This is a genomic window from Neptuniibacter sp. QD34_54, assembly GCF_047778055.1.
Taxonomy (GTDB): Bacteria; Pseudomonadota; Gammaproteobacteria; order Pseudomonadales; family Balneatricaceae; genus Neptuniibacter.
The window spans coordinates 3,444,495-3,470,482 of sequence record NZ_CP180546.1; the positions used below are offsets into that span (position 1 = coordinate 3,444,495).

At 45.4% G+C, this 25,988-nt stretch carries 28 protein-coding genes and 1 other RNA gene; 20 read left to right on the top strand and 9 right to left on the bottom strand.

Going from position 1 to position 25,988, the window contains the following annotated elements:
* Positions 1 to 132: 132 nt before the first annotated feature.
* From smpB to ACMXYP_RS15850, 16 genes are all read left to right on the top strand, one after another.
* Positions 133 to 606, top strand: a complete 474-nt coding sequence (gene smpB / locus ACMXYP_RS15775) for an SsrA-binding protein SmpB (protein ID WP_415882590.1) — start codon at positions 133 to 135, stop codon at positions 604 to 606.
* A 269-nt stretch (positions 607 to 875) separates the two neighbouring features.
* Positions 876 to 2,006, top strand: a complete 1,131-nt coding sequence (locus tag ACMXYP_RS15780) for a hypothetical protein (protein WP_415882591.1) — start codon at positions 876 to 878, stop codon at positions 2,004 to 2,006.
* Positions 2,006 to 2,539: a hypothetical protein gene (locus ACMXYP_RS15785; RefSeq protein WP_415882592.1), complete on the top strand. Its 534-nt coding sequence runs from the start codon at positions 2,006 to 2,008 to the stop codon at positions 2,537 to 2,539. Before ACMXYP_RS15780 ends, ACMXYP_RS15785 begins: the two co-directional genes overlap by 1 nt.
* Before the next feature lie 108 nt (positions 2,540 to 2,647).
* A complete protein-coding gene (locus tag ACMXYP_RS15790) occupies positions 2,648 to 3,319 on the top strand; it encodes a hypothetical protein (RefSeq protein WP_415882593.1) in 672 nt (223 codons plus the stop codon).
* Between the two features lie 19 nt (positions 3,320 to 3,338).
* On the top strand, positions 3,339 to 3,833 hold the full coding sequence (locus ACMXYP_RS15795) for a hypothetical protein (protein WP_415882594.1): 495 nt from the start codon (positions 3,339 to 3,341) through the stop codon (positions 3,831 to 3,833).
* A 26-nt stretch (positions 3,834 to 3,859) separates the two neighbouring features.
* On the top strand, positions 3,860 to 4,423 hold the full coding sequence (locus ACMXYP_RS15800; protein WP_415882595.1) for a hypothetical protein: 564 nt from the start codon (positions 3,860 to 3,862) through the stop codon (positions 4,421 to 4,423).
* A 22-nt stretch (positions 4,424 to 4,445) separates the two neighbouring features.
* Positions 4,446 to 5,003 carry a hypothetical protein gene (locus ACMXYP_RS15805; RefSeq protein ID WP_415882596.1) on the top strand — a complete coding sequence of 186 codons (558 nt, stop codon included), beginning with the start codon at positions 4,446 to 4,448 and terminating at the stop codon, positions 5,001 to 5,003.
* Between the two features lie 9 nt (positions 5,004 to 5,012).
* Positions 5,013 to 5,873, top strand: coding sequence for a hypothetical protein (locus tag ACMXYP_RS15810; RefSeq protein WP_415882597.1), 861 nt, complete (start codon positions 5,013 to 5,015; stop codon positions 5,871 to 5,873).
* 30 nt (positions 5,874 to 5,903) lie between these two features.
* Entirely contained in the window at positions 5,904 to 6,566 is a 663-nt protein-coding gene (locus tag ACMXYP_RS15815) for a hypothetical protein (RefSeq protein ID WP_415882598.1), read from the top strand.
* Between the two features lie 10 nt (positions 6,567 to 6,576).
* A complete protein-coding gene (locus tag ACMXYP_RS15820; protein WP_415882599.1) occupies positions 6,577 to 7,686 on the top strand; it encodes a PASTA domain-containing protein in 1,110 nt (369 codons plus the stop codon).
* 2 nt (positions 7,687 to 7,688) lie between these two features.
* Complete coding sequence (locus ACMXYP_RS15825; RefSeq protein WP_415882600.1) at positions 7,689 to 8,264, top strand: hypothetical protein; 576 nt, start codon at positions 7,689 to 7,691, stop codon at positions 8,262 to 8,264.
* A gap of 13 nt (positions 8,265 to 8,277) precedes the next feature.
* On the top strand, positions 8,278 to 8,547 hold the full coding sequence (locus ACMXYP_RS15830) for a hypothetical protein (protein WP_415882601.1): 270 nt from the start codon (positions 8,278 to 8,280) through the stop codon (positions 8,545 to 8,547).
* A 123-nt stretch (positions 8,548 to 8,670) separates the two neighbouring features.
* On the top strand, positions 8,671 to 10,086 hold the full coding sequence (locus tag ACMXYP_RS15835; protein ID WP_415882602.1) for a hypothetical protein: 1,416 nt from the start codon (positions 8,671 to 8,673) through the stop codon (positions 10,084 to 10,086).
* Between the two features lie 83 nt (positions 10,087 to 10,169).
* Positions 10,170 to 10,529: a transfer-messenger RNA gene (ssrA, locus tag ACMXYP_RS15840) on the top strand.
* An 88-nt stretch (positions 10,530 to 10,617) separates the two neighbouring features.
* Positions 10,618 to 12,237, top strand: a complete 1,620-nt coding sequence (locus ACMXYP_RS15845; protein WP_415882603.1) for a site-specific integrase — start codon at positions 10,618 to 10,620, stop codon at positions 12,235 to 12,237.
* A 129-nt stretch (positions 12,238 to 12,366) separates the two neighbouring features.
* Entirely contained in the window at positions 12,367 to 12,654 is a 288-nt protein-coding gene (locus tag ACMXYP_RS15850; RefSeq protein ID WP_415882604.1) for a hypothetical protein, read from the top strand.
* A gap of 8 nt (positions 12,655 to 12,662) precedes the next feature.
* On the opposite strand, the gene ACMXYP_RS15855 is transcribed toward ACMXYP_RS15850, so the two are convergent.
* The 5 genes from ACMXYP_RS15855 to ACMXYP_RS15875 are packed head-to-tail and all read right to left on the bottom strand — an operon-like array spanning position 12,663 to position 19,978.
* Entirely contained in the window at positions 12,663 to 13,364 is a 702-nt protein-coding gene (locus ACMXYP_RS15855) for a M48 family metallopeptidase (protein ID WP_415882605.1), read from the bottom strand.
* Positions 13,289 to 13,900, bottom strand: coding sequence for a hypothetical protein (locus ACMXYP_RS15860; protein WP_415882606.1), 612 nt, complete (start codon positions 13,898 to 13,900; stop codon positions 13,289 to 13,291). Before ACMXYP_RS15860 ends, ACMXYP_RS15855 begins: the two co-directional genes overlap by 76 nt.
* A gap of 1 nt (position 13,901) precedes the next feature.
* Entirely contained in the window at positions 13,902 to 16,967 is a 3,066-nt protein-coding gene (locus ACMXYP_RS15865; RefSeq protein ID WP_415882607.1) for a type I restriction endonuclease subunit R, read from the bottom strand.
* A gap of 4 nt (positions 16,968 to 16,971) precedes the next feature.
* Positions 16,972 to 18,240 carry a restriction endonuclease subunit S gene (locus tag ACMXYP_RS15870; protein WP_415882608.1) on the bottom strand — a complete coding sequence of 423 codons (1,269 nt, stop codon included), beginning with the start codon at positions 18,238 to 18,240 and terminating at the stop codon, positions 16,972 to 16,974.
* Complete coding sequence (locus ACMXYP_RS15875; protein WP_415882609.1) at positions 18,233 to 19,978, bottom strand: type I restriction-modification system subunit M; 1,746 nt, start codon at positions 19,976 to 19,978, stop codon at positions 18,233 to 18,235. The genes ACMXYP_RS15870 and ACMXYP_RS15875 overlap by 8 nt, the downstream gene beginning before the upstream one ends.
* A 154-nt stretch (positions 19,979 to 20,132) precedes the next feature.
* On the opposite strand from ACMXYP_RS15875, the gene ACMXYP_RS15880 reads away from it, so the two are divergent.
* From ACMXYP_RS15880 to ACMXYP_RS15895, 4 genes are read left to right on the top strand one after another with little or no spacing between them, the layout of a single operon-like run.
* On the top strand, positions 20,133 to 20,720 hold the full coding sequence (locus ACMXYP_RS15880) for a TIR domain-containing protein (protein WP_415882610.1): 588 nt from the start codon (positions 20,133 to 20,135) through the stop codon (positions 20,718 to 20,720).
* 30 nt (positions 20,721 to 20,750) lie between these two features.
* Complete coding sequence (locus ACMXYP_RS15885) at positions 20,751 to 21,236, top strand: hypothetical protein (protein ID WP_415882611.1); 486 nt, start codon at positions 20,751 to 20,753, stop codon at positions 21,234 to 21,236.
* Positions 21,226 to 22,242, top strand: a complete 1,017-nt coding sequence (locus ACMXYP_RS15890) for a toll/interleukin-1 receptor domain-containing protein (RefSeq protein WP_415882612.1) — start codon at positions 21,226 to 21,228, stop codon at positions 22,240 to 22,242. The genes ACMXYP_RS15885 and ACMXYP_RS15890 overlap by 11 nt, the downstream gene beginning before the upstream one ends.
* A gap of 13 nt (positions 22,243 to 22,255) precedes the next feature.
* Positions 22,256 to 23,074 (top strand): GIY-YIG nuclease family protein, encoded by an 819-nt coding sequence (locus ACMXYP_RS15895; RefSeq protein ID WP_415882613.1) that lies wholly within the window; start codon positions 22,256 to 22,258, stop codon positions 23,072 to 23,074.
* Positions 23,075 to 23,124: 50 nt separating this feature from the next.
* Here the strand turns inward: ACMXYP_RS15895 and ACMXYP_RS15900 are convergent, their stop codons facing one another.
* The 4 genes from ACMXYP_RS15900 to ACMXYP_RS15915 form a co-directional block, all read right to left on the bottom strand.
* A complete protein-coding gene (locus tag ACMXYP_RS15900) occupies positions 23,125 to 23,343 on the bottom strand; it encodes a hypothetical protein (RefSeq protein WP_415882614.1) in 219 nt (72 codons plus the stop codon).
* On the bottom strand, positions 23,324 to 23,902 hold the full coding sequence (locus tag ACMXYP_RS15905) for a recombinase family protein (protein WP_415882615.1): 579 nt from the start codon (positions 23,900 to 23,902) through the stop codon (positions 23,324 to 23,326). Before ACMXYP_RS15905 ends, ACMXYP_RS15900 begins: the two co-directional genes overlap by 20 nt.
* 203 nt (positions 23,903 to 24,105) lie before the next feature.
* Entirely contained in the window at positions 24,106 to 24,450 is a 345-nt protein-coding gene (locus ACMXYP_RS15910; RefSeq protein WP_415882616.1) for a hypothetical protein, read from the bottom strand.
* Between the two features lie 319 nt (positions 24,451 to 24,769).
* The gene (locus tag ACMXYP_RS15915) at positions 24,770 to 25,528 is read right to left on the bottom strand and encodes a hypothetical protein (RefSeq protein WP_415882617.1); all 759 of its coding nucleotides are present in this window, start codon (positions 25,526 to 25,528) and stop codon (positions 24,770 to 24,772) included.
* Positions 25,529 to 25,988: the final 460 nt, after the last annotated feature.

Genomic DNA, 25,988 nt, shown 5'->3' on the forward strand with positions numbered 1-25,988 from the left:
GTAAAAAAAGAGCTTTTTATTGTGCAGATTGCACATTCAGAACTTTGTAGAAGTATATGAACAAATAGAAATAGTTTTCCCTGATTGCAAGGCGCTTTCCCTTAGCAAGCCTGATCTATATAATCGCCCGCCATGGCCAAGAAAAAGAAAGCCCCATCGGGCAATACAATTTGTCAAAACAAAAAAGCACGTCACGAATACCTCATTTCGGATAAATTCGAAGCAGGTCTCGTTCTGACTGGCTGGGAAGTAAAAAGCCTACGCGAAGGACGCGCGCAACTGGTGGAATCCTACGTGGTTATCCACAAAGGCGAAGCTTGGTTAGTTGGTGCACACTTCACTCCGCTGAAAACAGCCTGCACCCACGTAGTCGCAGATCCGACCCGTGATCGTAAATTGCTACTTAACCATCGCGAACTAGTAAAGATCATCAACGCGACTGAAGCTAAAGGCTTCACTTGTGTAGCGCTCTCCCTATACTGGAAAGGCAATCGCATTAAATGCGAAATTGCGCTAGCCAAAGGTAAGAAGCAACACGATAAACGCGCCGCAGATAAAGACAAAGACTGGGCTCGTCAGAAACAACGCCTTATGGCAGCTAAATAGCTGCCATAAATCTCTATTTTTCCCCGCCCCCTTTCACAAAAAATCCGCCTCTTTGTTCCGCACAGTAACAACAAAGAAATCTTCTTTTAAACAACAAGCTAAAGAACTCTCTAGTAAATTATTTCTGCACTTCACAAACACAAAGCATCAAACAACCGTTTAAAAAACTTGTTTCAAAATCTTGAAATAGGTCATTTTGCATGCAATAGTTCACAAAAAACAATAGAAACCGCAAGGAAGTGGTATGCGCGTTATCACGGAGAGATACAGTGCAAGCTCAAAGTTATCAAATTCAGGTTAATGGCATTGGTGCAGCCAATATTCTGACAATCAGCCAAGCGCACAGCAGTCTAGGTATCACTAAACGTGAATGCGTAGAGCGGATTTTAACCTCTCCTTCCATTCTAAAATCAGATCTTGAGTTTGAACAAGCAAAGCGTATTCAACAAGCACTGACTCACTTTCAACTTCCTTGCGAAATTGTTGATAGCCAGACGACAATCCCTCCTACAGATCAGTCTTTTGAAGTTGCCTGCTACATTAAAGATTTCACTCACGTCACCGACTTCGCAGCAGAAGTAGCTGCTTTTTTAGGGCAATCCAGTGAAGAGATGATTGCAAGTTTGACACAAATCCCTGCTGTGTTGATTGGGCGCATTTCTCAACAGATCGCAGAAGAGTTTATCGAACGTTTCCAAAAACCGGGGATTGAGCTGATCGCCTCTGCCACTAATAGCGCGCGTTATTCAGCCATCGCCTTTATGCCGAGTTTCAGCGATTCGATCAAAAGCCATTACGTACGATTAGGTTTGGCACCCCAAACCAATGATCCCCATTGCACTCAATGGATTGCCAATGACCTAGCGTTAAACCAAGCAGAATCTATTTGGAAAAAAGCATCTGAGCTACACCTACCGGTTAGCATTCAAAATCACGACTACTTAAGGTTTGATCTATCGCTCACAAAGCTAGCTGCAGATGTCGATCAAGCTGCTCTATCTGATTGGTTACTCGATCGCTGTGAGATCCCTAAGCAGGTTCACCCCACTCTATTTAAAAGGCTCCCTATCATCATTCAAAAATGCCTTCCGCTAGAGAGTTCCAAAGCGATGATGGCAGAGTTACAGCAGCTTAATTGTGATGCGGAAGCAATAGCGACTCAAAGCAGTCGATTTGATATCGAATTGAATCAACTACAACCCTCACATATGCCGGCGCTTGGCACTCTACTTAAAACCATTATGCGTCGCGTTATTGCCATTCCAGAAGCCAAAGCAGGTCTGTTAACTCTAAGCCTCTCGGCTAACCAACACCAAGCACTGTGGATAATCCACGAAGTGCAAAAATCCGGAATTAAAGCTCGTCTGATAAAAACAACCGATGTAGGAGCAACCCACTAATGCAGCCACAGAAAGTTAGTTTTTCCGACACTCTCGATGGAATTGGCCTACTATTGCGAAGGCAGCAATATAAAGAGGCACTAGAGCAAACCCACCAGCTCAGTCAAATGGCTATGCAGCAGCAACTACAACTCATACTGCAACGCTTCTTAGCCGAGCTATGCATGGAATGCCTCGAGCTCAGCGGCAATTTCGAAACAGCCCTACAGTTTTGCGAATACAGCTTGGAGCAATATCAAGAGCAAATTGGAGTTCAAAGTAATGAAGCTCAAAAAGACCGCCTAACATTAGAGCTTCGAAAACTATGCCTATTGATCAAGCTAGATCGCCGTAGCGAAGCGTTTACACACAGTAAGGCCCTTCTGGCACATGCTAATGATCAACAAAAACGTAACCTCCATCCCGTTATCAATCGCATAAATCGCTACAGCAGCGGCGCGGTTGAAATGCTAACAGCCGAACAGAAGAAGATCGGACTGTTTCACTTTTCCGACATACTTGCCACACACGGAGCAAAAGCAATAACCGAATAAACACACTTACGCACCCAGACAAAGTTGTAGAAGGGATTTCATTCCATCGCCCTCAAGTGAGCCGATGGAAAACGCAACCGCTTCAGATGAAGCAGGACCAAATCCAGAATGGATCTGGTCGAACAAGGGAGAGATGCGATGAACTTTGATAATCAGGTTGCAGGAATGACGCCTGGGCAGATCATGCAAGATCTGCCAATACCCGACCTCATTGAAAAAACCGCTAAAGCGATAGCCTCAGCTCAATACGAGCTGGATGCAACCTCAGTAAAAGCAGCCACGTTGCTTAGCGAAACCTTTGTTGAGTTTAATGATGCCGAGGGTAACGGCAGAGAACGCAGCTTATTAGAACTGGGGTTTATTCCACAGTTTTACCATTTCACTGAAACAGAGATGGAGTTCAAGGTCACTATATCTATCAGAGTGGAGGCGGGGATTGATTTAGGTGTAGATCTTGGCGCGGGTACCTCTAAAAATTCGAGCTTACCCGTTGCTTTCGCTGGGACGATCTCTTTTGATCTCCACCACAAATATGAATTTGATATGGAAGCTGTCACCCGCATCAAAACCATCATGCGCTCAGTTCCACCACCACAAGCCTTTCTCGACGCGATTCGTGTCCACGCAGCAAACGGTGGTGGCAGTATTTCAACAGACCCTATTGCCCCCTTAACCGATACACCTTCGCCGCAGCCAGAACCTGTGCCAGTCGTTGATGATCCTCAGCCGGCACCAACAGACGATGGGGATAACGACGGTGATCCCGAAGACAACGGTTAAATAAATTAGGGACAACAGCATGTCGCATAATAAAGTCATGGCCACGCTTGAGCAATCGCCCCTACCTGGCCTGCTCAATCAGCTAGGCCTAGCCATCGCATCCGCTCAGCAGGAGTTAGATCGCAACTCGATCGAAATGGCGATGCAATTAGGCGATGCCGAAAACTACGGTGTGGATACAGGTAATGGCGAAAAGCAGTCCCTGCTTAGCCTTGGTTTTTCGCCGGTGTTTTATCACTTTAATGAAGCAACTATTGATCTCAAAGTGTCGTTATCCACATCCACAACCACCGAATCAAAATTCGGCACATCAGCCGCCGCTAGCGGTGGTGTTGGCTTCGTCATGTTCGCAGCTTCGGTAAGCGCTTCGTTTAGTAACAAATACAGTTTTTCTTCAGAAGCCAGCAGTACGATTACTGCACGCATAGCCTCAATACCCCCGCCAGCAGCCTTCCAAAATTGGCTCGCAAGCAGGCCTGCTACCAACACAACAAACCAAGACGATACCGAGTAAAGCTCGATCACTTACAGGAGTAAACCATGTCAAGGATAGGAAGAGACCTAACTAACGTCCCTATGGGAAGACTAATTCGAGATATGGCGTTTGCTATAGCAGATGCTCAGTTCGAATTAGACCAAGCCAGCGTCAAAGTCGCGCAGCTGATGGGCGGCCGTATGCCAGTACTGGATGAGAATGGCAACATCACCGATACACAAGACACTCGCGTGTACTTCGGTAAAGATGAAGACGGCGCGTCACAGAAACTAAGCATGATGGAGCTTGGCTTTTCTCCAACCTTCTATCAATTCACCAACAATATTATTGAAGTAAAAATTGCGATAAAGCTCTCCTATGAAGAGGAAAAGAGCACAACAACCACGACTACCCGAGACCACTACAAGCGTAACGGTGGCGTATGGGGCTGGATAAGCGGTAGCAAAACAAAAGTTGGTACAACCACTGTCGATGCAACTTACTCAAGCAAGTACAACTACAGTGCTGAAGGTGCCAGCCTATTGCGCTGTAACTTAGTGCCAATCCCTGCACCAGCGATGTTTGAAGAGCGAGTCCGAGCGTTAATCGAAAACGACTCAGAAGACTAGACCCAAACCGGAGTATTAAATTATGCCTCGTGTAAATATTGGACGTGAACTGAGCGATGTCCCCTTTGGAGAGATGATCTCTAGCATGGGTTTAGCGATCGCCGAAGCACAATACGCTATGGATGAAAGCGGCCTTCGCCTTGCTCAAATGATGAGTGGTGAATATGAGGTTGAAGAGGTCGATCCCATTACAGGAAATAGCACCACTTCCACCAAAGAGTCATTAGTCCATTTTGATGGTCAAAAGATGTCGCTGATAGAACTAGGCTTCACCCCAACCTTCTATCAATTCACCGATGCCACCATCGAAGTAAAAATCTCGATCAGTTTTACTGAACAATCAGAGTTTGAGCGCAAGAGCTCTCGCAGATCTGTCAGCGGTCGTGCTTTTGGCTTTATTCTCGGCGGTAGCGCACGCGTGCGTACCTCATCGGTTAGCGCACGCTACGCTAACAAATACAACTACTCTGCTGAGGGTTCTAGCCTGATGCGTACAAGAGTTATGCCTACGCCAGCCCCAGCGGTGCTAGAAGAGCGCATTCGAGCAATCGTCGAGCGCAACAAACCGGCTGATGGTTAATCATTCTGTATGAGTGAATATCTAGACTGGCAGGATCTGCTAGAGGAACAAGAACAGTCTTCCCCAGAATTGGGTAGGACTGACACTTTGTCACAACCAGAAGAAAAGCCTCTAGCAGACCTTCTCAGCATGGATCAAATTTCCGATGAGCTGAAAGATCTAATAAAAGAGCATCACCATATCCAAGAGGAGCTAGATCAGCTAACTGGAAAAGCCACCGAACAGACCGAAAACGACTGGAATCACATTCGTTTTCCTATGCCTGTGCACTCAAAGGCTTCACGGCTCGCAGATAAAAAACGCGCCAAAGAAGATGAAAAGCGCGCAGCGATACATAAAAAGCGTTTAGAGCAACAACAGATAAGCAAACGCCAAATGCAAGTTCGTCAGCAGCAACTACAAGACTTAAAAGCAAAACGACTGCTTGAGAAACAGAGACAAGAACAAAAAGCGGTTGAACGTTTTCGTCAAATAGCAGAGCAACAACTAAGAAAGCGGTCGAAACTCAAGGCACTTGAAACCCAAAAAGAACAGCGTCAACAACTACAGATTGAAAAGCTCTTGGCCAAACAATATCAGTTACGCCAAGAAACACTAAAAAATGAAATGCGCCAAGAAAAGCTGAAACAGAAAAGCGTCGAAAATTTGCGCCTAAAGAAAGAAGCCTTTCAGAAAGAGCAGCAGATAGAACAACAAAGAGCAGCCCAAGAACAAGACTGTTTTGAAAAACAGCAACAACAAGCACAGCAAAAACTAAAAGCACGAAAAGCAGAAGAGAAGCGCCAACAACTACGCGACCAACAACGCATGGATCGCGCTCTTAAAATCAGCCAGCAGCGGCGAAAGGAACAAGCAACTTGGGGCTTTTAAAGCTCCAAGTATGAATAGGGAGTATACAAAATGACGAATCAGGTCGCCCAGGGACAGGACCTGGATGATTTTTTAATCAATCTTGCTGACGGCCTCAGCCGTGCACAAAGTAAGCTAAATAATAACCCAGTGGTTAATGCGTTTGGGCAGGAAGCACTCGTCTACCATATCCCAAAAATGGAGTTTGAGTTGCACCTAAAAATGACCAGCGCAACGCCGCAGCAGCAACCTCAAAGCAGACTCCCATTGCTCAAGCCCAAGCTCGCCTTCTCACCCATTGGCGCAGCTGACACACCTAATAGCTCCAGCGCCAGCAGCACTATTAAAGGCGTGATGGTAGCTACACCCATTGATGGAGGAAGACCCCAACCTAAACTGACGCTAGCCGCTACAGCTCAGAACCGTAATGCTTTAATAGAGGTAACCGGTTCCAATTCATTAGGTGAACCTTTAACCGACCAAACCATTGAGCTGAATATAGATCGAGAGCTCTCACAAAAACTGAATAAAAACGAAGGACGGCCAGCGTTAAAACGCGGTACAAAGCTGCAGCAATCAAGCCTTTCTCTCTCTGAAGATGGCAAAGCGCAAACCCAGTTGCTCGTATCCAGCTCCGAACCCTCGGGACAACTGATCGCGCTCACAGCAGACCTGTTCTCAAAAACAGAAACACTGCTCTATCGTCACAAGTAGGAGATAAATCATGGCACTAAGTATTTCTGTCAAATTGGTCGATAAAAACAATCGAGCAATCGCTAACAGGTCAGTGAAGGTTTGCCTCTATAACTTACGCGGGCGTGTGCAAACACTCGTTTCAGGCCGGACCGATAGACAAGGTAACTATTCTGAAGACACAGAGATTAACTTCACCGACTTTTTACCTCGGGTGTTATTGTGCACAAAACAGAGCTCAACTTGGGTAAACCTGACCAATACGCCAAAAAGCTTTAGCTCAAGCAAACTGGATTTCGGAACCGTCACCGTAAATTCACAGCCAACAATGACGGTTGCCGGTACTACATTCCACACGATACCAGCAGCCTTTACTCTCGGTAGCTCTTCCAGTTCTTCATCATCGTCAACACAATTAAGAACTCTTACTGATAAAAATTCACTTTTAGAGCGCCAGCTCACCAACAGTAAGAAAGAAACCCAAGAGATCTCATTAAAATTTAGCGATCTTCAACGTACATCAAGGCAGTCATCTCAAGCAGACAAACAGAAAATCACCCAATTAACCAACTCGAACTTAGATCTAAGCAAACTAATCAAAACCAAAGATATTCGTATCAGAGAGTTGGAAACTAACACGGGTAAAAAACCTTCCCTTCAGGTGGAAGAGTTTTCTAAAGATGCGGTGATCTCCTCTGCACTGGAAGCTGTTAATAAGGCAGACACACAAAACAAAGGTCGCTTTCAGCTCAAAAGTGCGCGTATGGACTTAAAAGTACTGAGCGGCAGCACAAAAGACAAAGTACGTCTGATTAAAGACACCGAAAGCCTTCAATATATCAATCCCGATCTCGTCAGCACCCTGACATTAGATCTTGATGGTTCAAACGCTGCAGCTGAGACACAAGCAACGCCAGAACCCATCAAAATGCCAGACCTAACTGGTTATACCCGAAGCCTTGCAGATAGACGTCTAGATGAGATCTCTATCTCAGCACAGTGGTACAACCAACAGCTAGCGCCGAGCGAAAAAGCCGCTGTAGGCACTATCATGAGCCAAACACCTAAAGCAGGACGCTCAATAGGTGAAGATACCGAAGTCATCCTTATCATCGGTGTTGCTCAGGAAGAGGAGGCCTAATCATGCCAAAGAATCATATCTCCGATGTTATTGCCGCACCCTTAGGTGATGTGGTCGCAGAGATCGGCTTAGGCGTAGCCAAAGCTCAATACGCGATTGATGCTAACGCCATCGAACACCTGAAAGATATCTACAGTCAGGAAGACATCACCACCGAAGAGCTCAGAAATTTAGGCTATCGCCCGACCTGGTACGTGATCCCAGAAGCAAAAGCCGAAGTTAACTTAGCCCTATCGATTACCCAATCCCAAGGCAAAGACGGAAAACGCACAACAGAGCTCAATGGCACCACAGTAGATGCAGGTTATCAAAATCAGTACGACTACAATGTCGAGGCTAGCAGCAAGCTGACCCTAACTTATGTACCTGTCCCTGCGCCATCACAATTGGATGATTTGCACGCGATCCCGCAACTCGCCAATTTCACTGTAAGCGCTGCGAAAGTCGTCTTAGAACGCTTAGGAATCCCCTTCGCTCTATCACCACAAAATGCAGCCAACAGCGCAACAATCTCCCAAACTGAGCCCGAAGCAGGTGCGCTGATGGATAAAGATCAAACCCTAAAGCTGATCATTTGATCAAGGATTGGATATGAAACTCAACTGTGAAAAGCTAGCTAAGGCGTTGCAACAAGTATCCCTGATACAGCAACAGCTCAAAGGTTTTGAGAGCCAATCAAATGGGATTTCCAATCAACTAAGTCAACTAGGTAATTTTAGCTCTCTGCCTAATATGAGCAGGCTCAATCAAAGCGTACCGTTGGAAGACTTACTTAAGCAGCTAAACACAAGCCCAACCAATTTACCTTTGGGCGATATAGATACAGAAGGCTTGCTTAAAGCAGCTAAAGATAAAAAATAACAGGTAAAACAGCACAACAATTGAAGGACTATTTAACGGAAGAGTAAACGGAACAAGTGCGCAGTTTGTTTCCGTATAACAACCCAAACACATCTGGCCTAGGCCAGTATGAAAGGAGGCAACATGTGCACCCCAGGAAAACAAGTAGCAGATGCTTTATGTCGATTAGGCACTGATTCATACAACAGCAATACAACCCCCCAGCAATCGCAATTTATTAATGCTTTTGATCGCATAGTAAACAATCTAAGCGCACACCCTATTAGTGACGGTTATTTCTGGGACTCCGTATCTAGAACCGAATCTCAGATAGGCTGGAAAAATTCGTTTCAAGAAGCCATTCGACACCCTGAATTCCGAAAATTTGCCGCTAGACATCCTAAAGAAAAGATATACGAGAATATTCTAAGTTCAGTAGGACGAAAATTTGGCTCTATGTCCATAGACCACAAAGAAACTGTTAGTCAGTTCTTACTTAAAAAATCTGAGGATAGCCTTGGTGGGCAGCTTGCTTGGGAAACAAAGCATCAAGCGTTGAGAATGATGCAACAAGCAATTTCCGCACTCGAAAATCTCGTTGCCTCACCTTCTGAGCTTCAAAGATGGCAACAGAACATTATCGACCTACTGTACTCCGAATATCCCGAACAACAGAAAGCCGGTAAGCAATTCATGGATGGTTTAGGCATACAATCAAGAACCCACCTAAGCAATATCAGTAATATGGCCCAAAGCATCAGTGCCACTACAATATTAATTGTAGAAACCAAAGCAGACTTCAATAACATGGCACCGCAAAACCTTTATAGAACCATAGCTCAAGTCCCTGGCGCCCAAGAATCTTTGTTACGTACTTTCCAAGCCAACTCAAGTAGTTTTACCGCACATTGCCTCAACGAAGCTTCTGCTTGGGGTGATTTCTTACTTAGCGTAGATGTATGGACCAGAGCAGCAGCTGGCATATTTGCAGGAGTAGCGATAGGCATCGTTACTGCTGGCGCAGGGACTTTGGTTGGTTTTGCTGCTGGCGCAGCTACCAGTGGATTGATGGGTGCTCCCGGTCTAATTATTGCCACCGAAGCAATAGAAGCAGCACGCGTTGGGGAAGCTTCAGGAACTATGGGGGATCAAGCCATTGAGAATGCAGAATCTTCATTATTCCTAACACAAACGCTTTATGTTGCGGGAATACTTATCCCGAACGGTGTCGGTGCGTATATCAGCCATACAGCTAAAAGCATTGCAACAGGAGCTGGGTTATCGTTCATTTTGGAATATATCGGCACTATGAGCGTAGGTGATCAAAATAGTCCGGCGGTAACAAAGCTTCGAGAAAAACTCGAAAGCATGACACCAGTTAAGCGAGATGAAATGTCTACCGCGTTCCATCAAGTTTTAGAAGACAAAGCAATACCACAACCAGCTAGGGTTCCAGTAATGGCATCCTTTGCAGAAGCCAAGCCAGCTTCACTCGATAAAACTGTAGCCAAAGCAGCACTGGACTTAGCCACTTACTGCGATTCATTGGAACGGCAATAACGGAACTTGTGCAAAAAATTTGGGTCGAAGCCACATAACTACTCGTCTATACCCAACACAATAGGTATAATCACGAGCTATCTGGGGATGACTTGGCTTCGACGCTGATTACAAAACCTTAGGTGCATGTCGAGAATGTAGTGAATCTCGTAAATCCCTCACTACACAGTTATAGTTGCTAACGACGATAACTACGCTCTAGCTGCATAAGTCAGCTTGTGCCGCTCCTTCAGGTGTCTGTAACTAAAGGATTTTGCGGTATCATTCGAGACAGAATCGCCCGGATGCTTCGCCTTAAGCTGAACGGCTAAAACTTAAAAAGGCTCGCCCATAACACCCTGGCTCTCGGGTCGTGACGGGTTAACTCAATAGAGAAGCCTAAACATGTAGATCTTGAGGCGGAGGATTGACGGACGCGGGTTCGACCCCCGCCATCTCCACCACTTCCCGAACTAACCCTTTGGTAACAAGGGGTTAGTTCAACTCCTCTTTTGTTTCTCATCACAAGTGGCACACTTGGTGGCACACTTCGTGACATACGCTAATTACCTAATTCGTCGTCCTAGCGGTATTTATTACTTTAGATTCACAATTACTCGTAACGGCTTAAAACGAGAAGTAAAGCTGTCTCTACACACCAGAAGAAAGCTGACAGCACTTAACAAATCTACTATCTTGGCTAACTCTCTCAAGTTGATCCTCCTTTCGGAACGCACAATGCCTCTCGAAGCACTCTTAGAAAAAGCCAAAACTAAACTTGCACTCCAACTCAATTCGATCAATGAAAACGATGAAGCATTAGAAACACTCAACCGATTCAAACATGAGATTGATTGGGTCAGAGACCACTACCCAGAATTGTTTGCAGCAGCAGATGAAACAAACAATCTGGAAGAAATCCGAGCTATCTACCAAGCGAATTACTCAGGCGTAGAACAGGCTAAAAAGACGCTCTTCCAACAACACCAAGAACTGGAGCATATATCTACTGCCCAGACAGTGCTTAATATCACAAGTGCACCGTTACCTGCCCATGATGTAGTTCCAGATATAAGACCGAGCAACTCACTACCTTTGAGTAAATGCTGGGAACTGTACTCACAGGAAATGATCGACTCGGGAAACTGGAGAGCATCTTCAGAGAAAGAGTACGCTCGTGGTAAATCTTTGATCACTGAAATCACAAATGATCCAGAAATCGACTCCATCACGAAACCAATCATATCGGAACTGAAAACAATCCTGATTAAGCTACCAGCGAATCACAAGAAATTCAGAGAATTTAAAGGCATGAGCTACCGTGAAGTAGCTCAGGCTAATACGGATAGAAAGCGTCTTACTGCACAAACTGCTAATAAGTACCTTCGCCAACTTAAGGCAGTAATCGGTTGGTCTATAAATCAGGGCTACAGGAAGGAATCGCCAAATCCAGTCACAGGTATGTTGTTCAAGGAAAACCCTGATAAGCAAAACACTCGACATCCATTTTACCTTGATGATTTAAAAATCATCTTCACTCAACCAAGATTTACTGACAAGCAATCACCCTCTAAGCCCCATATCTTTTGGGTTCCAATCCTCGCACTATATACAGGCGCAAGGATCACCGAACTGTGTCAGCTTCGTGTTGAGAACATCCTCGACAACGAAGAAATTCCATTGATTGAAATCACTGACTCTCACCCAGAGCAACAGCTTAAAAACACCCACAGTAAGCGAGCAATCCCGATTCACCCTGAACTGATTCGCATCGGATTTATCGACTATGTAAATGAAATACGTAGCAGAAATTATGACTGGCTTTTTCCAGACATCACCAAAGGCCCTGACGGAAGGGGACATTACCCTTCTAAGAGGTTTTCCGAATTTAAAGACAACTTAAACATCAAAAATATTGACCGCAAAACCTTCCACAGTTTTCGACATAGCCTAAGCTACTACCTCAAGAATGCACACGTTGTTGAAGCAATTACAGACGAGATTACCGGACATGCTCCACAAGGAGAAAGCTATGGAAGGTATGGAGATACCTCATTACCACAAACCATGCTGGAGACAATTGAGCTCCTCCCCTATCCAGATGTCACTACTCACTTACGATGGAACGGCAAAATCCGAATAAAAAAACCGCATAGTAAACAGAACGAATAGAGCTTATTGACAATGTCGATGCATCGTTCATAATTTATTGATTTTAAAGAACTTTTTCAAGGCAACACCTTGCGAAATGGCTTTAAATTGTTAGACTTGATAACCTTATTAATTAACTGGTATTCAAGAATGTTAGACAATTCAACACAAGAAGCTTTGATAACCCGCTTTCGAAGTCATTACATTTCTCTTTCACAATGCATGAAAGCAAAAGGCTCTTCATCCCCCTGTCTAAATGCAGCCGAGAGAGCGGAAGGTGTGATGAGCGGAAAGAAAATACTTAAAGTTCTAGGAGCGTGGTCTCCTTATGATCAAGCAGGTGTGGAAAACGCGGAAGGCGTGCTACAGGATGAGTGGCCGTGGTACGAAAAGCACTTCTGTAAATGCGGCTCTGGTGATTGTATTAACCACCGTTGAAATGCTCTCTAAAACTCCAAGGATGGAGCATTCTGCTTTAGCCACTCTTTCCGCTCACCATAATCCGGTATAACTCGCGCTACTTCCTTCCAGAACTTGGGTGAGTGATCATGGTGAATCAGATGACAGAGTTCATGTACCACCACGTAATCGCAGATACGATTGGGAGCCATGATGATCTTCCAGTTGAACACCACATCACCTTTCGCTGTACAGCTTCCCCAACGAGATTTAAAGGTCTGGATACCAACGGACTTAGGCTCAACGCCGATAATCTTGGCATACCGTTCGGCCTTTTCCTGCAGCTTCTGCTCTGCATGGCTCTTGTACCAGCGTACAAGTGTGTTACGCACCATATACGGTTCTTCTGCTCCTGAGGGAAGGGTTGCAACTAAACGCCCTTGAATAAGCTTCACAGGAGCAAATCGACCTTTCTGCACTTTTAGCCGATAGTTACGTCCAAGATACGAGAAAGCTTCACCCGAAATAAAAGACTTGGCACTCACAGGCATCGCTTCTCGCTGGAGTATCAGCTTCTCTCTGATCCAGTGCCTTTTAGCATCAAGTAATTGATAAATTTGATCGACTTCTAGCTGCTCAGGGATGACTATAGAAACCAGCCCATCATCCACTTTTACCGTTGCACTTTTTTGGCGACTGGTGCGAACAACTTCTGCAACGACGCCATTAACTTCGATATATTGCAACACAACAAACCTTTGATAGAACGGTTTTCATAATCGACTTTAAACTCTTCTAAAGCAGATGAGGCAATCGCCTCAAGAGCAGCGAGCAGATTAACAGCGTTTCGCTCCATATCCAGTGGATCATCTTGATCAACTGTTCGCCAATCTTCTTTCGCTTCATCTAGTGCCGACTGGGTATTATTTAGGAAATTTTCAAAGCATTCACGTTGGTACTTACGTAAATATGGTGTAATTTCGAAAGCTCCTTCATGCAATTCCCTCACAAGTGCAATTGCCGCAGTCTCCGATTCACCTAGTCCCATCCCAGCCATAGAATATTTCTCTGAGAACTCGCTATTAAGATAATGGCTAGATATGAACTGCAGCTTAGAGACTGAAGATATAACCTTTTCTTCACCTTCAACACGCTTCTTCCAGAACCACTCATCGCGCTTAGCCTTGAGCTGTAGATAACCCACAGACACAAAAGCTCCAAACCCTGCCGTAACAAAGGTCACAGCCCCTTTTGTCAATTCATTAACAAATACGAAATCTGCCATTTCACTTCCCAAATTTTGTCTGTGCCAGTTCCATAAAACGCTCCTGCAGTACTTTGACCAAGCCTGATGTACCGAACGGTTGATCCAACACCTCGCGCTTAATCAACTTCTTCATTCTCTTTACTTCATCCTGCTTGGAGAAGAAGTCTACGGTCTGGGTCGCTTTATCCAGCATCGCAACCAATGACTGAGTAGAGACTTTCACGGCTTCATGAGTCTCGTCATCCAGTACATCCTGCTCCGGCCCAATCACCTCTGCCATCATAATGTTGTAGAACGACAATTCTGTCTCAGAAAGTCCCAAATCCTGTGCTGCTTTCTGATGATCAACTTCGATGTTATCCATCATCTCGTGCAGCAGCTCCAGCTGCATATCCCACTTACCTGCAGTCTTCTCGATAATGTCGCGCAGACGCAGGCTCAGTGACTTATAGTACTCAGGGTCTTCTTCAAGGTTGATAGTAATATGGTGTTTGATCGCACTCTCAATCTCAGACGCGCGAGACTCTGGGGACTTAATTCCATCCAGATGATCTTTGAAGTTTGCAGCCAGCAGATCAACTGGCGGAATACGTGGAGTAACCCCACTACTGAGGATATGCTCATCAACCAACTGACGAACCTTTTCACCAGCATCAGAAATATCTAACTGCTCATCACGATAGCGAAGTCGAGCGGCATTATTCACTTTACCCAGATGCTTCAGATCAGCCACAAACGGTGAAGCAGCCTTATCTGGCAGTACCACATTCATCTGCTTGGCAAAGCGCTTAAAAGCGATCTCAAACTGAGCACGCACTTCATCATCTTTTAACGCCAGAACATAGTCGTCCACATCATCAGACTTAACATCTTTGAAGAAAGAGATTGCACGTGTATGGGTTGCTTTCAGCTTCGGTATTTCATCTTTCAGTGTGAAGTACGTACCTTCAACATCCTCACTACTAAACAACTCCAAAGCTTCTGTCAGATGCTCAGAAAGCCCGTAGTAATCAACCACAAAGCCACAATCTTTTCCCTTGTATGTACGATTCACACGGGCAATAGCCTGCATCAGCGTATGCTCTTTCAACTGACGGTCGATATACATCACCTGACAGTTCGGCGCATCAAAGCCTGTTAGCAGCATATCCTTTACAATCAGGAAGGCAGTCGGATTTTCATTCAGCGGTTTGGGGAAGTCTTGAATGGTCTTTTTCTGCTTAACCTTGTCGGTGTACTGAGCAATCTCAGGTACATCGTTATGGTCACCTGAAATGATTACCTCAGAAGGCGGGGCCTCCAACTCATCCAAAGTTTTCTTGAACACCGTTGCTGCATGACGGCTTCCAACGACAATCATCGCTTTAAAGCCATCAGGCTGGATGTGTTCACGATAATGCTTCAACAGATCAAGACAAACCCAACGGATACGGGCAGGTGCTTCACGCACAGCTCGCTCCACACCATACTTCTTCTTGATCTCCCGCTTCTCTTCTTCGGTATAATCAGCGAAGTACTCATCAAACAACGCATCCAGCGAATCTCCGGCCACTTCCGTTTTAACTTCCCGGCCTTCGTAAAGAATGCGAACCGTAGCACCGTCCTCCACTGCTTCGTTAATCTTGTATTGATCGATATAACCACCAAACGCTTGCCCCATCTTCTGGGTTTTCAGTAATGGCGTACCGGTAAAACCGATCTTAGGTGCATTCGGTAAAGCGGCATTGATGGTCATAGCTAAGCCACCAAACTGGGTACGGTGTGCTTCATCTGCCAGCACTATGATCTTGTCACTGGGGTTCAGATCAGCAAACTCACCTTCTTTTTCTGCATCCTGAAACTTCTGCACCATCGCAGTCACAAGATCAGAGGAGTCCTTACGTAAAAGCTCTTTCAATTCAGATACAGAACCCACGTTGTATACCGTCTCACCCTGAGCATCGCGAAAGGTATTTGAAAGCTGCTCATCAAGCTGAGTACGGTCGGTAATAAACACCAGCTTATACTGCTGCAATTCAGGATCACGACGCATCTTCACTGCCAGCATTACCATCGTCAGTGATTTACCGGACCCCTGCGTATGCCAAACCACACCCGACTTTTCTTTTCTATCTTTACCTGCCTTCAGCCGCTCAATCACCTTGTTCACTGCACGGAACTGCTGGTAACGGGCAACTTTCTTGATTAAGCGCCCATCAACAGGTTCGTAAATAGTGAAGTTACGAATCAGGTCTAAGAAGTTTGACTTACTGAACATGCCAGCCAACAAGCGCTTCTGCGCCGTGACATCATTAAGACCTGCAACCTTTTTGGCATCAGCTAAGTACGCAGGAGAAGGCGCTTCTTTGACCTCAGTAGCAGCCTCCACGTCAGGGCCACCTAACGCTGACAGATCATTGTCAGTAAAAGGATAAGCATCCTTCCAGTCACCATAATGCTGAGCAGTCGAACTGATCGTTCCAACCTTGGCGGCATCACGACAGGTGGATACCATCATCTGGTTGTACCAGAACAGCTTCTCAGCCCCTTCATTTTCATGAGGAAGCCTAAGGTTAGCGTAACGACGCAGCTGATTTATGCCCTCAGCCATCGGATTGGTAATGTAAGGTGATTTGCACTCGATCACAGCCAGAGGTAAGCCGTTCACAAAGCAAATAATGTCAGGAATTATCTTCTGATGAACACCTTCCACCTTGAACTGGTTGGTGCAGAGGTATTCGTTGTTCTCCGGGTTATCGAAGTCGATGATCTTAACTGTCTGCCCCTTACGGCCTTTACCCAAATCCTGCTCGACAGACTGGTAGTTAACTAATACCTGCCAGAGATTGTGATTCACCTCCATCAGGGAGGCAAAGTTCGGGTGAGTAATCTCGCGAACTACCTTACGAAGGTTCTCATCACTGATCCAAGGATTCAGCCTTTTGACCGATCGCTCAAGTCGCTGAACAAGCACCACATCCTTAAACGATCGGCGTTCTTCAGAATTTTCAGGCGCAAACTCAGCACCGTGGACATATTCCCAACCGAGCTGTTGCAACTGACTGATGGCCGGTCCTTCAACCTTGTTGTATTCATCCTGATTCATTATCTTAGTTATCCACGGTTACACGTACTTTGCCAGTGAGAAGGTCCTGCATTAAGGCCTTTTTGGCATTCTTTACTGACTCCAGCTTATTGTTCTGAGCAGCTATTTTTCGATCAACACTCGATACTGCATTTGCAATTTTAATCTGTTCTTGCAATGGAGGAATAGCCACTCTGATAGCACGAATTTGTTGGAAGTTAAGGCCTTCTCGATTCCCCCCAGCCTGTAAGTTCATAATCTGTGACTGCCCAAACTGGCTATTCAAAATCAACGTTAAGTAAACATGATTTATGATCTGTTTCTTCAACCGAATAATACATACATGCTGATTTACATTACCTTCCATAAAATCGTCTGGTAGATAATAACAACGCCCAATAGATGCCCCTGTGATATTCAAAAGAACATCATTAGGCTGTAACTTACTGTTGGCCATCTTTTCATGCTGCTCTTCAGTGATGTAAGAAACATCTGAAAGGCGAAGACCATCCGGATAAACATTCTGACTTCTAATTAAGGGGATACCCACTTCAACATAAGCTTTACTGCCTCCTTTAGGGGTCACACCGCTTCCAACCTTCGATACGAAATCATTGATGCTTTGAACATCCCACCCAACAGGAATACGCCCCACGGGGGAATCCTTGAAATCAGTGTGACCAATACCCTTGGTCAACAATTCCTGCATCATGCCTGTTTTCAGGTCTTTCAGTTTGTCGATCTGTGCTTGGGTCTTTTCGATCACATCGTCAACAGAGGATAGGATAGCGGCGATTTTCTGTTGTTCGGGTAGTGGGGGACGTAAGAATCTTAAATCACCCAGCTGTTGAAGATTTAAATTAACCTGTGCATTACCTGCTTGAAGATCACTAATTTGCCTTTCTACAGAAGGGCTTTCGATAGAATACCGAACATACTTCGGAAGAACATCATCTGGAATTAACCTGACAATTCCAACAGCTTGGTTGGTATTAGCGGGTAAGTTCTTTTCCGTAACGATTGCTGAACGACCGATAGCACCAGCAATTGACACCAACAAATCGCCGGCCTGCAACTGCGAACGTTTCAGTGCATTGTTTGCTTCGTCGTTGATGAACTTTAAGTCATTCTCAATTATGGTTCCGCTATGCGAAATATTTTCAACCCGAAGGAACTTAACTCCACTGGCAGTGTACTGATAACCATTCGTTGTTGGTGTGGTTCCCTTGGTTATTATCGTTGATACATTGCTAAGATGATCTTCATCCCACCCATCAGGGACGACATTACTCATAACCCAGCTCCCCTAAGAATCCTTTCATGACCTCTTCAGCATCCGCGGCTTGGGCGTCCAGTTCGTGCAGTGACACTTTGTACTTGTCCCACCAGCGTTCCAACTGGGTGACCACTTTTGAATCCACATTACCCACACGGTCACGAATGGCTTCCTTGGTTTCTATATCAGTCTTGAACTGGAAATACTCTCTACCCGCTGAAGACTCCCCATCACGGTCAAACACCAGTGACACATCGAAGCCTTTTAGTATTTCTTCCTGAATGTATTCATCCTCGACTTCACGTACAGGCACACCGCCGTGTAGGATGGCACGAACATCGAAGATTTCCGGTGGTGGACTGGTGTCAGCATAGCGGCGAATGTTCAGGTTGTAATCGTTTTCGACAATGTCCGCCAAGGTCACCACTTTGGAGTAACGCTTGATCTCACTGAAGCTGTCAAAGCTTTCAACGATCTTCAGAATATCCTGTTCACGGAGTTTGTTCTGGTTTTTACCTTCTTCAAACTCCAGTTCACCATTGATGAACAGTACCTTGCCTTTTCGGTCGGCAAGTTTGTTCTTATTGATGATCAGCAAACAAGCGGGGATACCCGTGCCGTAGAAAAGCCCGGACGGTAAGCCCACTACTGCTTCCAGCAGATCATCTTCTAAGATTCCTTGACGAATGGCTTTCTCACTGGAACCACGAAACAGCACACCGTGTGGCATAACCACACCCATCATGCCTTCAGCATTAAGAGAGGCAATCATGTGCTGTACAAAAGCTAAGTCCCCAGCATCTTTTGGTGGTGTACCGTAAGGGAAGCGTCCATATCCATCATTGTCCGCTTCATCCTTACCCCACTTCTTCAAACTGAACGGTGGGTTGGCGATTACACGGTCGAACAACATAAGTTCACCACCCTGACTGTGCTGCGGCTCACGTAAGGTATCACCCTTGCGAATATCAGCACTGAACACACCGTGCAGGAACATGTTCATCTTACAGATAGCCCACGTATTCAGGTTCATTTCCTGACCGAACAGTGACAGGTTTGCCGGGTTTTCACCGTGGGAGGCAAGGTAGTTACGAGTCTGTACCAACATACCGCCTGAGCCCACAGTAGGATCGTAGATACGCATACCGGCATGAGGTTTGAGAAGAGCAACCAATAACTGCACCACTTCGCTCGGGGTATAGAATTCGCCACCCTTCTTACCAGCAGAGTCGGCAAACATTTTGATCAGATACTCATAGGCAGTACCCAACAGATCAGAACGTTCAAAATCGGCGTTGCGCAGACGGTGCTGACTGAAGTGTGATAGCAGATCACGCAGCTTTTTATCACTCAACTTGTTTTTAATATTGAAGTCGATGGAAACCAGCACTCCTTCCAGAGCACTGTTGTATTCTTCAATCGCTTCAGTGGCCTTGTTCAGCTCAGCACCGATGTCATGCTTAAGGTCTTTCAGATGACTCCAGCGGGCAATCTCTGGGATGAAAAACGTGCTGTCGTACTCATCTTCATCCTGAGCTAACTCAAGCGCCTCTGCTGCACTTTTACCCTTACCCTCGTAATAAGAAACAACCTTCTCCTGCTCTTCTTCAAACGAGTCGGAGAGGCGTTTCAGGAACATCATGCCAAAGATGTAATCCTTGAACTCAGAAGCGTCCATATTGCCACGCAAAATATCAGCGGCTTCCCAGAGATAAGATTCAAGCTGTTGAAGTGTAAGAGGTGTGGAACTGGTCATTAATGTGTCCTTTTTGCTGGCACCTGAGTTAACGAGGTGAAGCACCTTGCAATCCAAATAAAGCAGTGTAACTTAGACGCCTAATTCGAAGAAAGCTACCATTTGGAACCACAACTGCTTCACGCTCAAAGGATAATTGGAAAAGGAGTCCAATATGAGCCAACGCCACAAGGTATTTGTGAGCTATCACCATGCCAACGATCAAGAATATCGTGAATACTTTGAAGAGATGTTCTCAGACTTTCACGATGTACTGATTCCTCAGTCAGTACAAATTGGTGAAATTGATACAGGCCTGTCCGACGAGAAGATTAGACAAATCATCCGTGATGATTACTTACGTGATTCGACTGTTACGGTGGTACTTATTGGATCACAAACATGGCAACGTAAGCATGTCGATTGGGAAATCGCATCATCGATAAGGAACACAAAACGCAATCCCCGGTCAGGATTACTTGGGATAATCTTGCCTTCGTACAAACCTCAAACGAGGTCTCTAAGCATAATGGATCGTATTCTGCTTAAAAACGCTGCAAACGACTCCACCACAAAGTATCTAGATCGAACGATTCCTCCACGTCTTGCAGACAACATCAAGTGTGGTTACTCCAAAATTTATTCTTGGACAAATGACCCTTTCGAAGTTCAAGACTGGATTCACGAAGCTTTTGAGTCACGCCATGAATCCAAACCTAACAACTCTCTCCGTAGCTTTAAACAAAATCGCTCAGGTAAATAATGATAAAACACAGAAAGGAAGCTTTAACCGATGAAATGGCGTGAATGGCTAGACAGCTGGGGAATGACTTCACTGAAGATCAAGACACCGTTCCTTGACGCAGAATGGAAGCCACAAGAGCAGGACAAAGTTGCTGCATGGCAGCTTTATGTTGAGTTATTGACACGTGTGACTACGCAGAAGCTTGAATTGAAGGAAGGTGACGAATACGCGGCTTTATCCAGTGTTCACCAACTATTCCCATTAACGCGTGACATCCTCAGGGAGAATGGCCGTCACTGCCTAGAATTCACAAAGATAGCCGTTATCGTTCTGAATCAAATTATTCGCCCCTTTACTGCTAAATGGCATCCTGTAGCTAAGCGAAATGGTTTCGATGATTCCCCGGAATTATGCAGCGACTTTCGTGCTGATTTGGACCAGTTACAACAGAAGCTAACGATCTATTCACAAATGCTATCTGAAATGGCTGGAGTGGAAGACCTGACTAATCTAGAGACACCTGATGAGCCGTAGAGACGTTTTTATTTGCCATGCATCGGAAGACAAGGAAACTCTGGTAAAACCTCTTGTAGAGCTTCTACGCAAGAATGAAATATCACCTTGGATTGATGAAGACGAACTCGAAGTCGGTGACTTCCTCAACGATAGTATTCATAAAGCCTTGAGCAGTGCAAAGTTTGGACTTGTGGTTTTCTCATCTGCATTCCTAGAGAAAAGCTGGGCCAATAAGGAACTGGAACTCATTCGTCAAAGAGAAAGGCAAGAGAAAGAAGTAATACTCTTGCCGGTCATAGATGATATTTCTGAGGGCGTAGTCCTCTCACACTATCCATTTCTTAGAGACCGGAGATTCCTTAAACTTTCCGAGTCGAATGTGCTTATTAAACAGCTAAAAAGTAAACTTGTGGGACGAGACTCCTTAGCATTTGGGTTAAGGCACGATGATTTTCTTTATCAGTTGAGAGATTTCAACAACGTGCTTTATTGGACTGCTCGGCCAGTTCCTATCAAAGAAACAAAAGCGTTCTTTGGTGCTCTCCAGCGTTTTTTTAATGGGTATAACATCTTTGCCGACTCCGTTTCAGACCTGTTGACAGATTCTATCGATAACATTTGTCGTGTGCTTTGGACTTGTCCCGACATGGGAGATGGATACGGTGAAGGTAAGCTGGCAGCAAGCCTGAAATACTGCTCTCTATTCCTGAATAAAGATAGGGATTACGAGATGGATATTAAGGAAGCTGAACACCTGTGCGAAGATGCATTAAGGTTACGTAATGACATCAATAATGCCGATAGAGCAGCCCTTACGATTTACCTGTTACTACTTACCTACCTAGATGCATACTCCTCAAAAAAGGGTTACCACCAACTACATCATGAAGTTGGCAACCAACTGTATGAGCTGTTTTCAGAGTCTGTTCCTGTCGTTATGGCATCTGAGCTTCCAGCTAAATATGATCAAGATGGCTGGGAGAGAATCTATAGCCAAGTTGAAACAGAACTAGAAGAACGCTGAAGAGGCAAAAGGAATGAACACTAGTAGATTCGCTAAAACAATTAAAATGTTTCTGCTGGATGCTGATCCAAACGGCAGAATCATCTGCGAGCTATCAAACTGGACAGGTAAAGCATTCCGAATCCCGCGTGGGCGAGTGAAAGACTGCTCCGATCGTGATGAGCTAAAGACAACTGCTATCTATTTCCTATTTGGTAATCCTGAAGCCCCCGGAAGCAAGCCTGCTGTCTACATAGGTGAAACAGAGAATCTGTATGAGCGATTGCGACAACATCTTGAGAAGGAATTCTGGACCGAAGCAGTAGGCTTCATCAGCAAAGATGAGAATCTGAACAAAGCACATATCCGCTACCTTGAAGCAAGGCTATATGAGGATGCCCGTGAGGCTCATCGATACGATCTGGCAAACACTCAGGTTCCCAGTCGCTCGCTGATCTCGGAATCTGACGAAGCGGAGATGAAAGAATTTATTGAGTACGTGAAACTACTGGTAGGAGCAATCGGCTTTAAACCGTTCGAAAGCTTAAGAGAAGACACCTCTGGAGCCGGTGAAGCCGAACAGGTATTTATGATTGACGCAGCTCGTGGAGCGAAGGCCAAAGGAATGAGAAAGCCTGATGGCTTTATGGTGATGGCTGGAGCGGAATTAGCAGGTGACACCGTCCCCTCTTTTCCAAAAGGATTCGCATCACTGCGTGACCAGCTAATTGATGAAGAGATGATAAAAGATCAGGAAGGCAAACTGACTCTAGCTGAAGACTACTTGTTCAGTAGCCCATCAGCAGCTGCAGCAGTAATTATGGGGCGTAGCGCTAACGGCCTATTGGAATGAAAGCTGAAGAACGGGCAGACACTAAAAGGGGTTGAGCAAGGCTAGTATCGCTAGATTGATCGAAGAGTGATCTGAGGCACGTTATCTGGAATTCCAGAAGCATGTGCAACTATCTCAGTACCGAAAACCGATAACTGGAATGTAATCGAAATAGAGTCGAGAGGGCCATCACAGTCATCTGCGTGTTTCTGCTGTAATTGCTGAGCCCACTTCATGTAACGAGCTATCTCACGTTCTGAAAGTTGAATATCACGCTGCAGTTCCTGCATTAACTTCCTCTCTTTCCGTTTTTAAAACTCGGTATACTGAAGCACGGCCAATCTCTAACTTCTTGGCAATCTCTGTAGCGCCCAGCCCTATCGCACGAAGCCCTTTGACCTCTTCAGGATCGATTACAGCCTGCTTCCCCCTATACCTACCCTCTTCTTTGGCCTTAGTAATACCGGCCATCTGACGCTCTTTACGGAGGTTTGTTTCAAACTCTGCAAACACTCCCAGCATTTGAAGGAAGGCCTTACCACTCGCTGTAGCAGTATCAATGCGCTGATCAAGAATTTCCAGTGAAGCTCCCCTCTTATCTAGGAGATCAACAATACTAGTGAGGTCGTTGAGGTTACGAGCCAGTCGATCAAGCTTCCAGACAACTAGCTTGTCACCTTTGCTTACCATATCAAGCAAAAGCTCAAGTACTGGCCGATCAGTTCGAGTGGTAGCAGATGCTTTCTCTTCACGCACTATGGCATCCGGGTATGCCTGAACGAGTGCATCACGTTGCATTTCTGTATTCTGGTCTGCCGTAGAAACACGGCAGTATGCAAATATTGCCATAGAAACTGTCTCATATAAGCCTTAGACTCCTATAAGACTACCGTCTCATTACTACCTTTTCAACCTATACGAGACACCCATGAACTGTCTCGCTAGGGTAAACCCAAACAAGACGATGATTATTCAAGCAATACCCAGCTTATGGCGATACACCTTCGTTAAGCTATCGAAGCCGAATCGCCATATTGCCTTCTATTGATTATTCACCGAAGTTTCTGGAAGAGAAGGTCCACAACCTTATCTCCAAACATTTGTTTAGACAGAAGGTTCATAGCAGCATCGTTATCCAACTGTTGATTAGTCACGATACTCACATCCCAGACCCAATTGTCAGAGTAATAATCTTGGGAATACACTGAAACGCGAGTCCGGCAATCATCCAAATGAGAACGAGTGAACAGCAATCGTTCTGACAACGGCATACCATCAGCCTGCATCTCAATAACTGCACAAACTGAAATTACTTCTGTTTCATTAATCAACGTGTACAGGGACACAGGGGCAACATCGCTACTCTGTTCAACTTCGTATTCGGTTACAGGCTTCATAGCTGAGCTCCCGAATTCTCCTGAGCACAAGAATTGCCGAACTGGCTTACCCACTCATTGAGAACGCTAACTTGATAGTAAGTACGCGTCCCCCGCTTAGTATGGGATGGTGCTTTCACTCCCCCCAACACCCCCGTATAACGTGATTGGATCATGGTCCGATTCTTATACCCAAGGTAGTCAGCAGCCTGCAGTGATGAAAGATAACGATTGTCATGGTTGTTCATAAATATGTTCCTCTAGATGTAAAAAAACCGGGATTGAGCATGCCGCAATCGGACACTTCTCCCGGTCTCTACTTCTATAGGTCGGCAACCCCCTACTCGCGCGTCAATTCCACGTTTGATGGCGTCACCGCATGCCAAAGCCGGTATATTTCTGTATGAAGCTGTTGTTCCAACGACTGATGTACCCCATCAACAAGAACATCCTTCCAATTGCTTTTCGATAAAGCCGAGCTGTTGAAGCTATCCCAGATTGTCCGCGTTTTTGCACGAGCACTTGCTGGCACTGCTTTCATCTCTCGCCGTAGTGATTCAGCAAACCACAACCGGTGTTTTGCCCTCAACGCTTTCCACACAGAAGAAGCAGTCGACTGAAAAAAAAGGGACTTCCTATTCGGTAAGGACTTCAAGCTCTCCTCAACCTCACTCCACTCGAACACACGTAACAATTCGAGATGACGTCTCAGGTTGGGCATTTGGTTACTGTTCCAGCGGGAACTATCGATTGCCCCGGATTCCATAGATGCCAGCGGCAAAGCGAACTTTAGTGAGAATTCAATTCTTATCAGGCTTTCACCCGCATCAAGGACAGGAAAACAAACGGGATAATGACGGTTGTTCGTTTCTATTAGCTGTTTAGCTTTATCATAAACACGCACCCGATTTGCTCTGGGGCAATCTGGTTTTCCGTAATACAAAGTACTTGAGCTATGACCGGGGTAAATACGAGCATTCTGCCAACCGGTCGGCTTCATCACAAAAAAACGATCCGCAGCCACGACCAGATCATTCGCAAAGTCCACACGGTTGATTCTCAACTTCTCTGGTGCATTCTCGATGCATCCTGAGATCATGGCTAGAAGCTCTTCCAATGCAGTGTAATCAGTTATTCTCGATGGGTTATATCTTATTGATAGGGAGCAAGATAGGCGTGTAGAACGTCCCACGGTTACTTTTGCATAATGACCATCACAGACAGGCCAAAAAAACCACGTAACACCATGCCTCGTCTTCTTAAATTTAATACTAGGTTGACTACATGCTATCTCGGTCAAAACACCATTTAACCGCACATAATCCTCATCGGACAAACTGACACAGATAACTCGAACGCAGTCGAGGCAGGAAAGGTAAAGCTTCATTTTCACAGCACCAAAACACGAAGCCCGCCCTCTTCAAAGAGTGACTTCACAGTAAAATTTTCCACCTCCAATCGAAGGCGAACCAGACGCGAAATCCTTCGCTATGTCTATCCGTGTAAGCGTGTGTGTGATGTGTGTATGATTTTATGAGGTCGACCACATATGGTTATGT

What these genes read in the sequence shown, in the direction of transcription:
- smpB (WP_415882590.1), top strand. Translation starts at nt 133, where the DNA reads ATGGCCAAGAAAAAGAAAGCCCCATCGGGCAATACAATTTGTCAAAAC.
- ACMXYP_RS15785 (WP_415882592.1), top strand. Translation starts at nt 2,006, where the DNA reads ATGCAGCCACAGAAAGTTAGTTTTTCCGACACTCTCGATGGAATTGGC.
- ACMXYP_RS15790 (WP_415882593.1), top strand. Translation starts at nt 2,648, where the DNA reads ATGGATCTGGTCGAACAAGGGAGAGATGCGATGAACTTTGATAATCAG.
- ACMXYP_RS15795 (WP_415882594.1), top strand. Translation starts at nt 3,339, where the DNA reads ATGTCGCATAATAAAGTCATGGCCACGCTTGAGCAATCGCCCCTACCT.
- ACMXYP_RS15800 (WP_415882595.1), top strand. Translation starts at nt 3,860, where the DNA reads ATGTCAAGGATAGGAAGAGACCTAACTAACGTCCCTATGGGAAGACTA.
- ACMXYP_RS15805 (WP_415882596.1), top strand. Translation starts at nt 4,446, where the DNA reads ATGCCTCGTGTAAATATTGGACGTGAACTGAGCGATGTCCCCTTTGGA.
- ACMXYP_RS15810 (WP_415882597.1), top strand. Translation starts at nt 5,013, where the DNA reads ATGAGTGAATATCTAGACTGGCAGGATCTGCTAGAGGAACAAGAACAG.
- ACMXYP_RS15815 (WP_415882598.1), top strand. Translation starts at nt 5,904, where the DNA reads ATGACGAATCAGGTCGCCCAGGGACAGGACCTGGATGATTTTTTAATC.
- ACMXYP_RS15820 (WP_415882599.1), top strand. Translation starts at nt 6,577, where the DNA reads ATGGCACTAAGTATTTCTGTCAAATTGGTCGATAAAAACAATCGAGCA.
- ACMXYP_RS15825 (WP_415882600.1), top strand. Translation starts at nt 7,689, where the DNA reads ATGCCAAAGAATCATATCTCCGATGTTATTGCCGCACCCTTAGGTGAT.
- ACMXYP_RS15830 (WP_415882601.1), top strand. Translation starts at nt 8,278, where the DNA reads ATGAAACTCAACTGTGAAAAGCTAGCTAAGGCGTTGCAACAAGTATCC.
- ACMXYP_RS15835 (WP_415882602.1), top strand. Translation starts at nt 8,671, where the DNA reads ATGTGCACCCCAGGAAAACAAGTAGCAGATGCTTTATGTCGATTAGGC.
- ACMXYP_RS15850 (WP_415882604.1), top strand. Translation starts at nt 12,367, where the DNA reads ATGTTAGACAATTCAACACAAGAAGCTTTGATAACCCGCTTTCGAAGT.
- ACMXYP_RS15860 (WP_415882606.1), bottom strand. Translation starts at nt 13,900, where the DNA reads ATGGCAGATTTCGTATTTGTTAATGAATTGACAAAAGGGGCTGTGACC.
- ACMXYP_RS15865 (WP_415882607.1), bottom strand. Translation starts at nt 16,967, where the DNA reads ATGAATCAGGATGAATACAACAAGGTTGAAGGACCGGCCATCAGTCAG.
- ACMXYP_RS15870 (WP_415882608.1), bottom strand. Translation starts at nt 18,240, where the DNA reads ATGAGTAATGTCGTCCCTGATGGGTGGGATGAAGATCATCTTAGCAAT.
- ACMXYP_RS15875 (WP_415882609.1), bottom strand. Translation starts at nt 19,978, where the DNA reads ATGACCAGTTCCACACCTCTTACACTTCAACAGCTTGAATCTTATCTC.
- ACMXYP_RS15880 (WP_415882610.1), top strand. Translation starts at nt 20,133, where the DNA reads ATGAGCCAACGCCACAAGGTATTTGTGAGCTATCACCATGCCAACGAT.
- ACMXYP_RS15885 (WP_415882611.1), top strand. Translation starts at nt 20,751, where the DNA reads ATGAAATGGCGTGAATGGCTAGACAGCTGGGGAATGACTTCACTGAAG.
- ACMXYP_RS15890 (WP_415882612.1), top strand. Translation starts at nt 21,226, where the DNA reads ATGAGCCGTAGAGACGTTTTTATTTGCCATGCATCGGAAGACAAGGAA.
- ACMXYP_RS15895 (WP_415882613.1), top strand. Translation starts at nt 22,256, where the DNA reads ATGAACACTAGTAGATTCGCTAAAACAATTAAAATGTTTCTGCTGGAT.
- ACMXYP_RS15900 (WP_415882614.1), bottom strand. Translation starts at nt 23,343, where the DNA reads ATGCAGGAACTGCAGCGTGATATTCAACTTTCAGAACGTGAGATAGCT.
- ACMXYP_RS15905 (WP_415882615.1), bottom strand. Translation starts at nt 23,902, where the DNA reads ATGGCAATATTTGCATACTGCCGTGTTTCTACGGCAGACCAGAATACA.
- ACMXYP_RS15910 (WP_415882616.1), bottom strand. Translation starts at nt 24,450, where the DNA reads ATGAAGCCTGTAACCGAATACGAAGTTGAACAGAGTAGCGATGTTGCC.
- ACMXYP_RS15915 (WP_415882617.1), bottom strand. Translation starts at nt 25,528, where the DNA reads ATGATCTCAGGATGCATCGAGAATGCACCAGAGAAGTTGAGAATCAAC.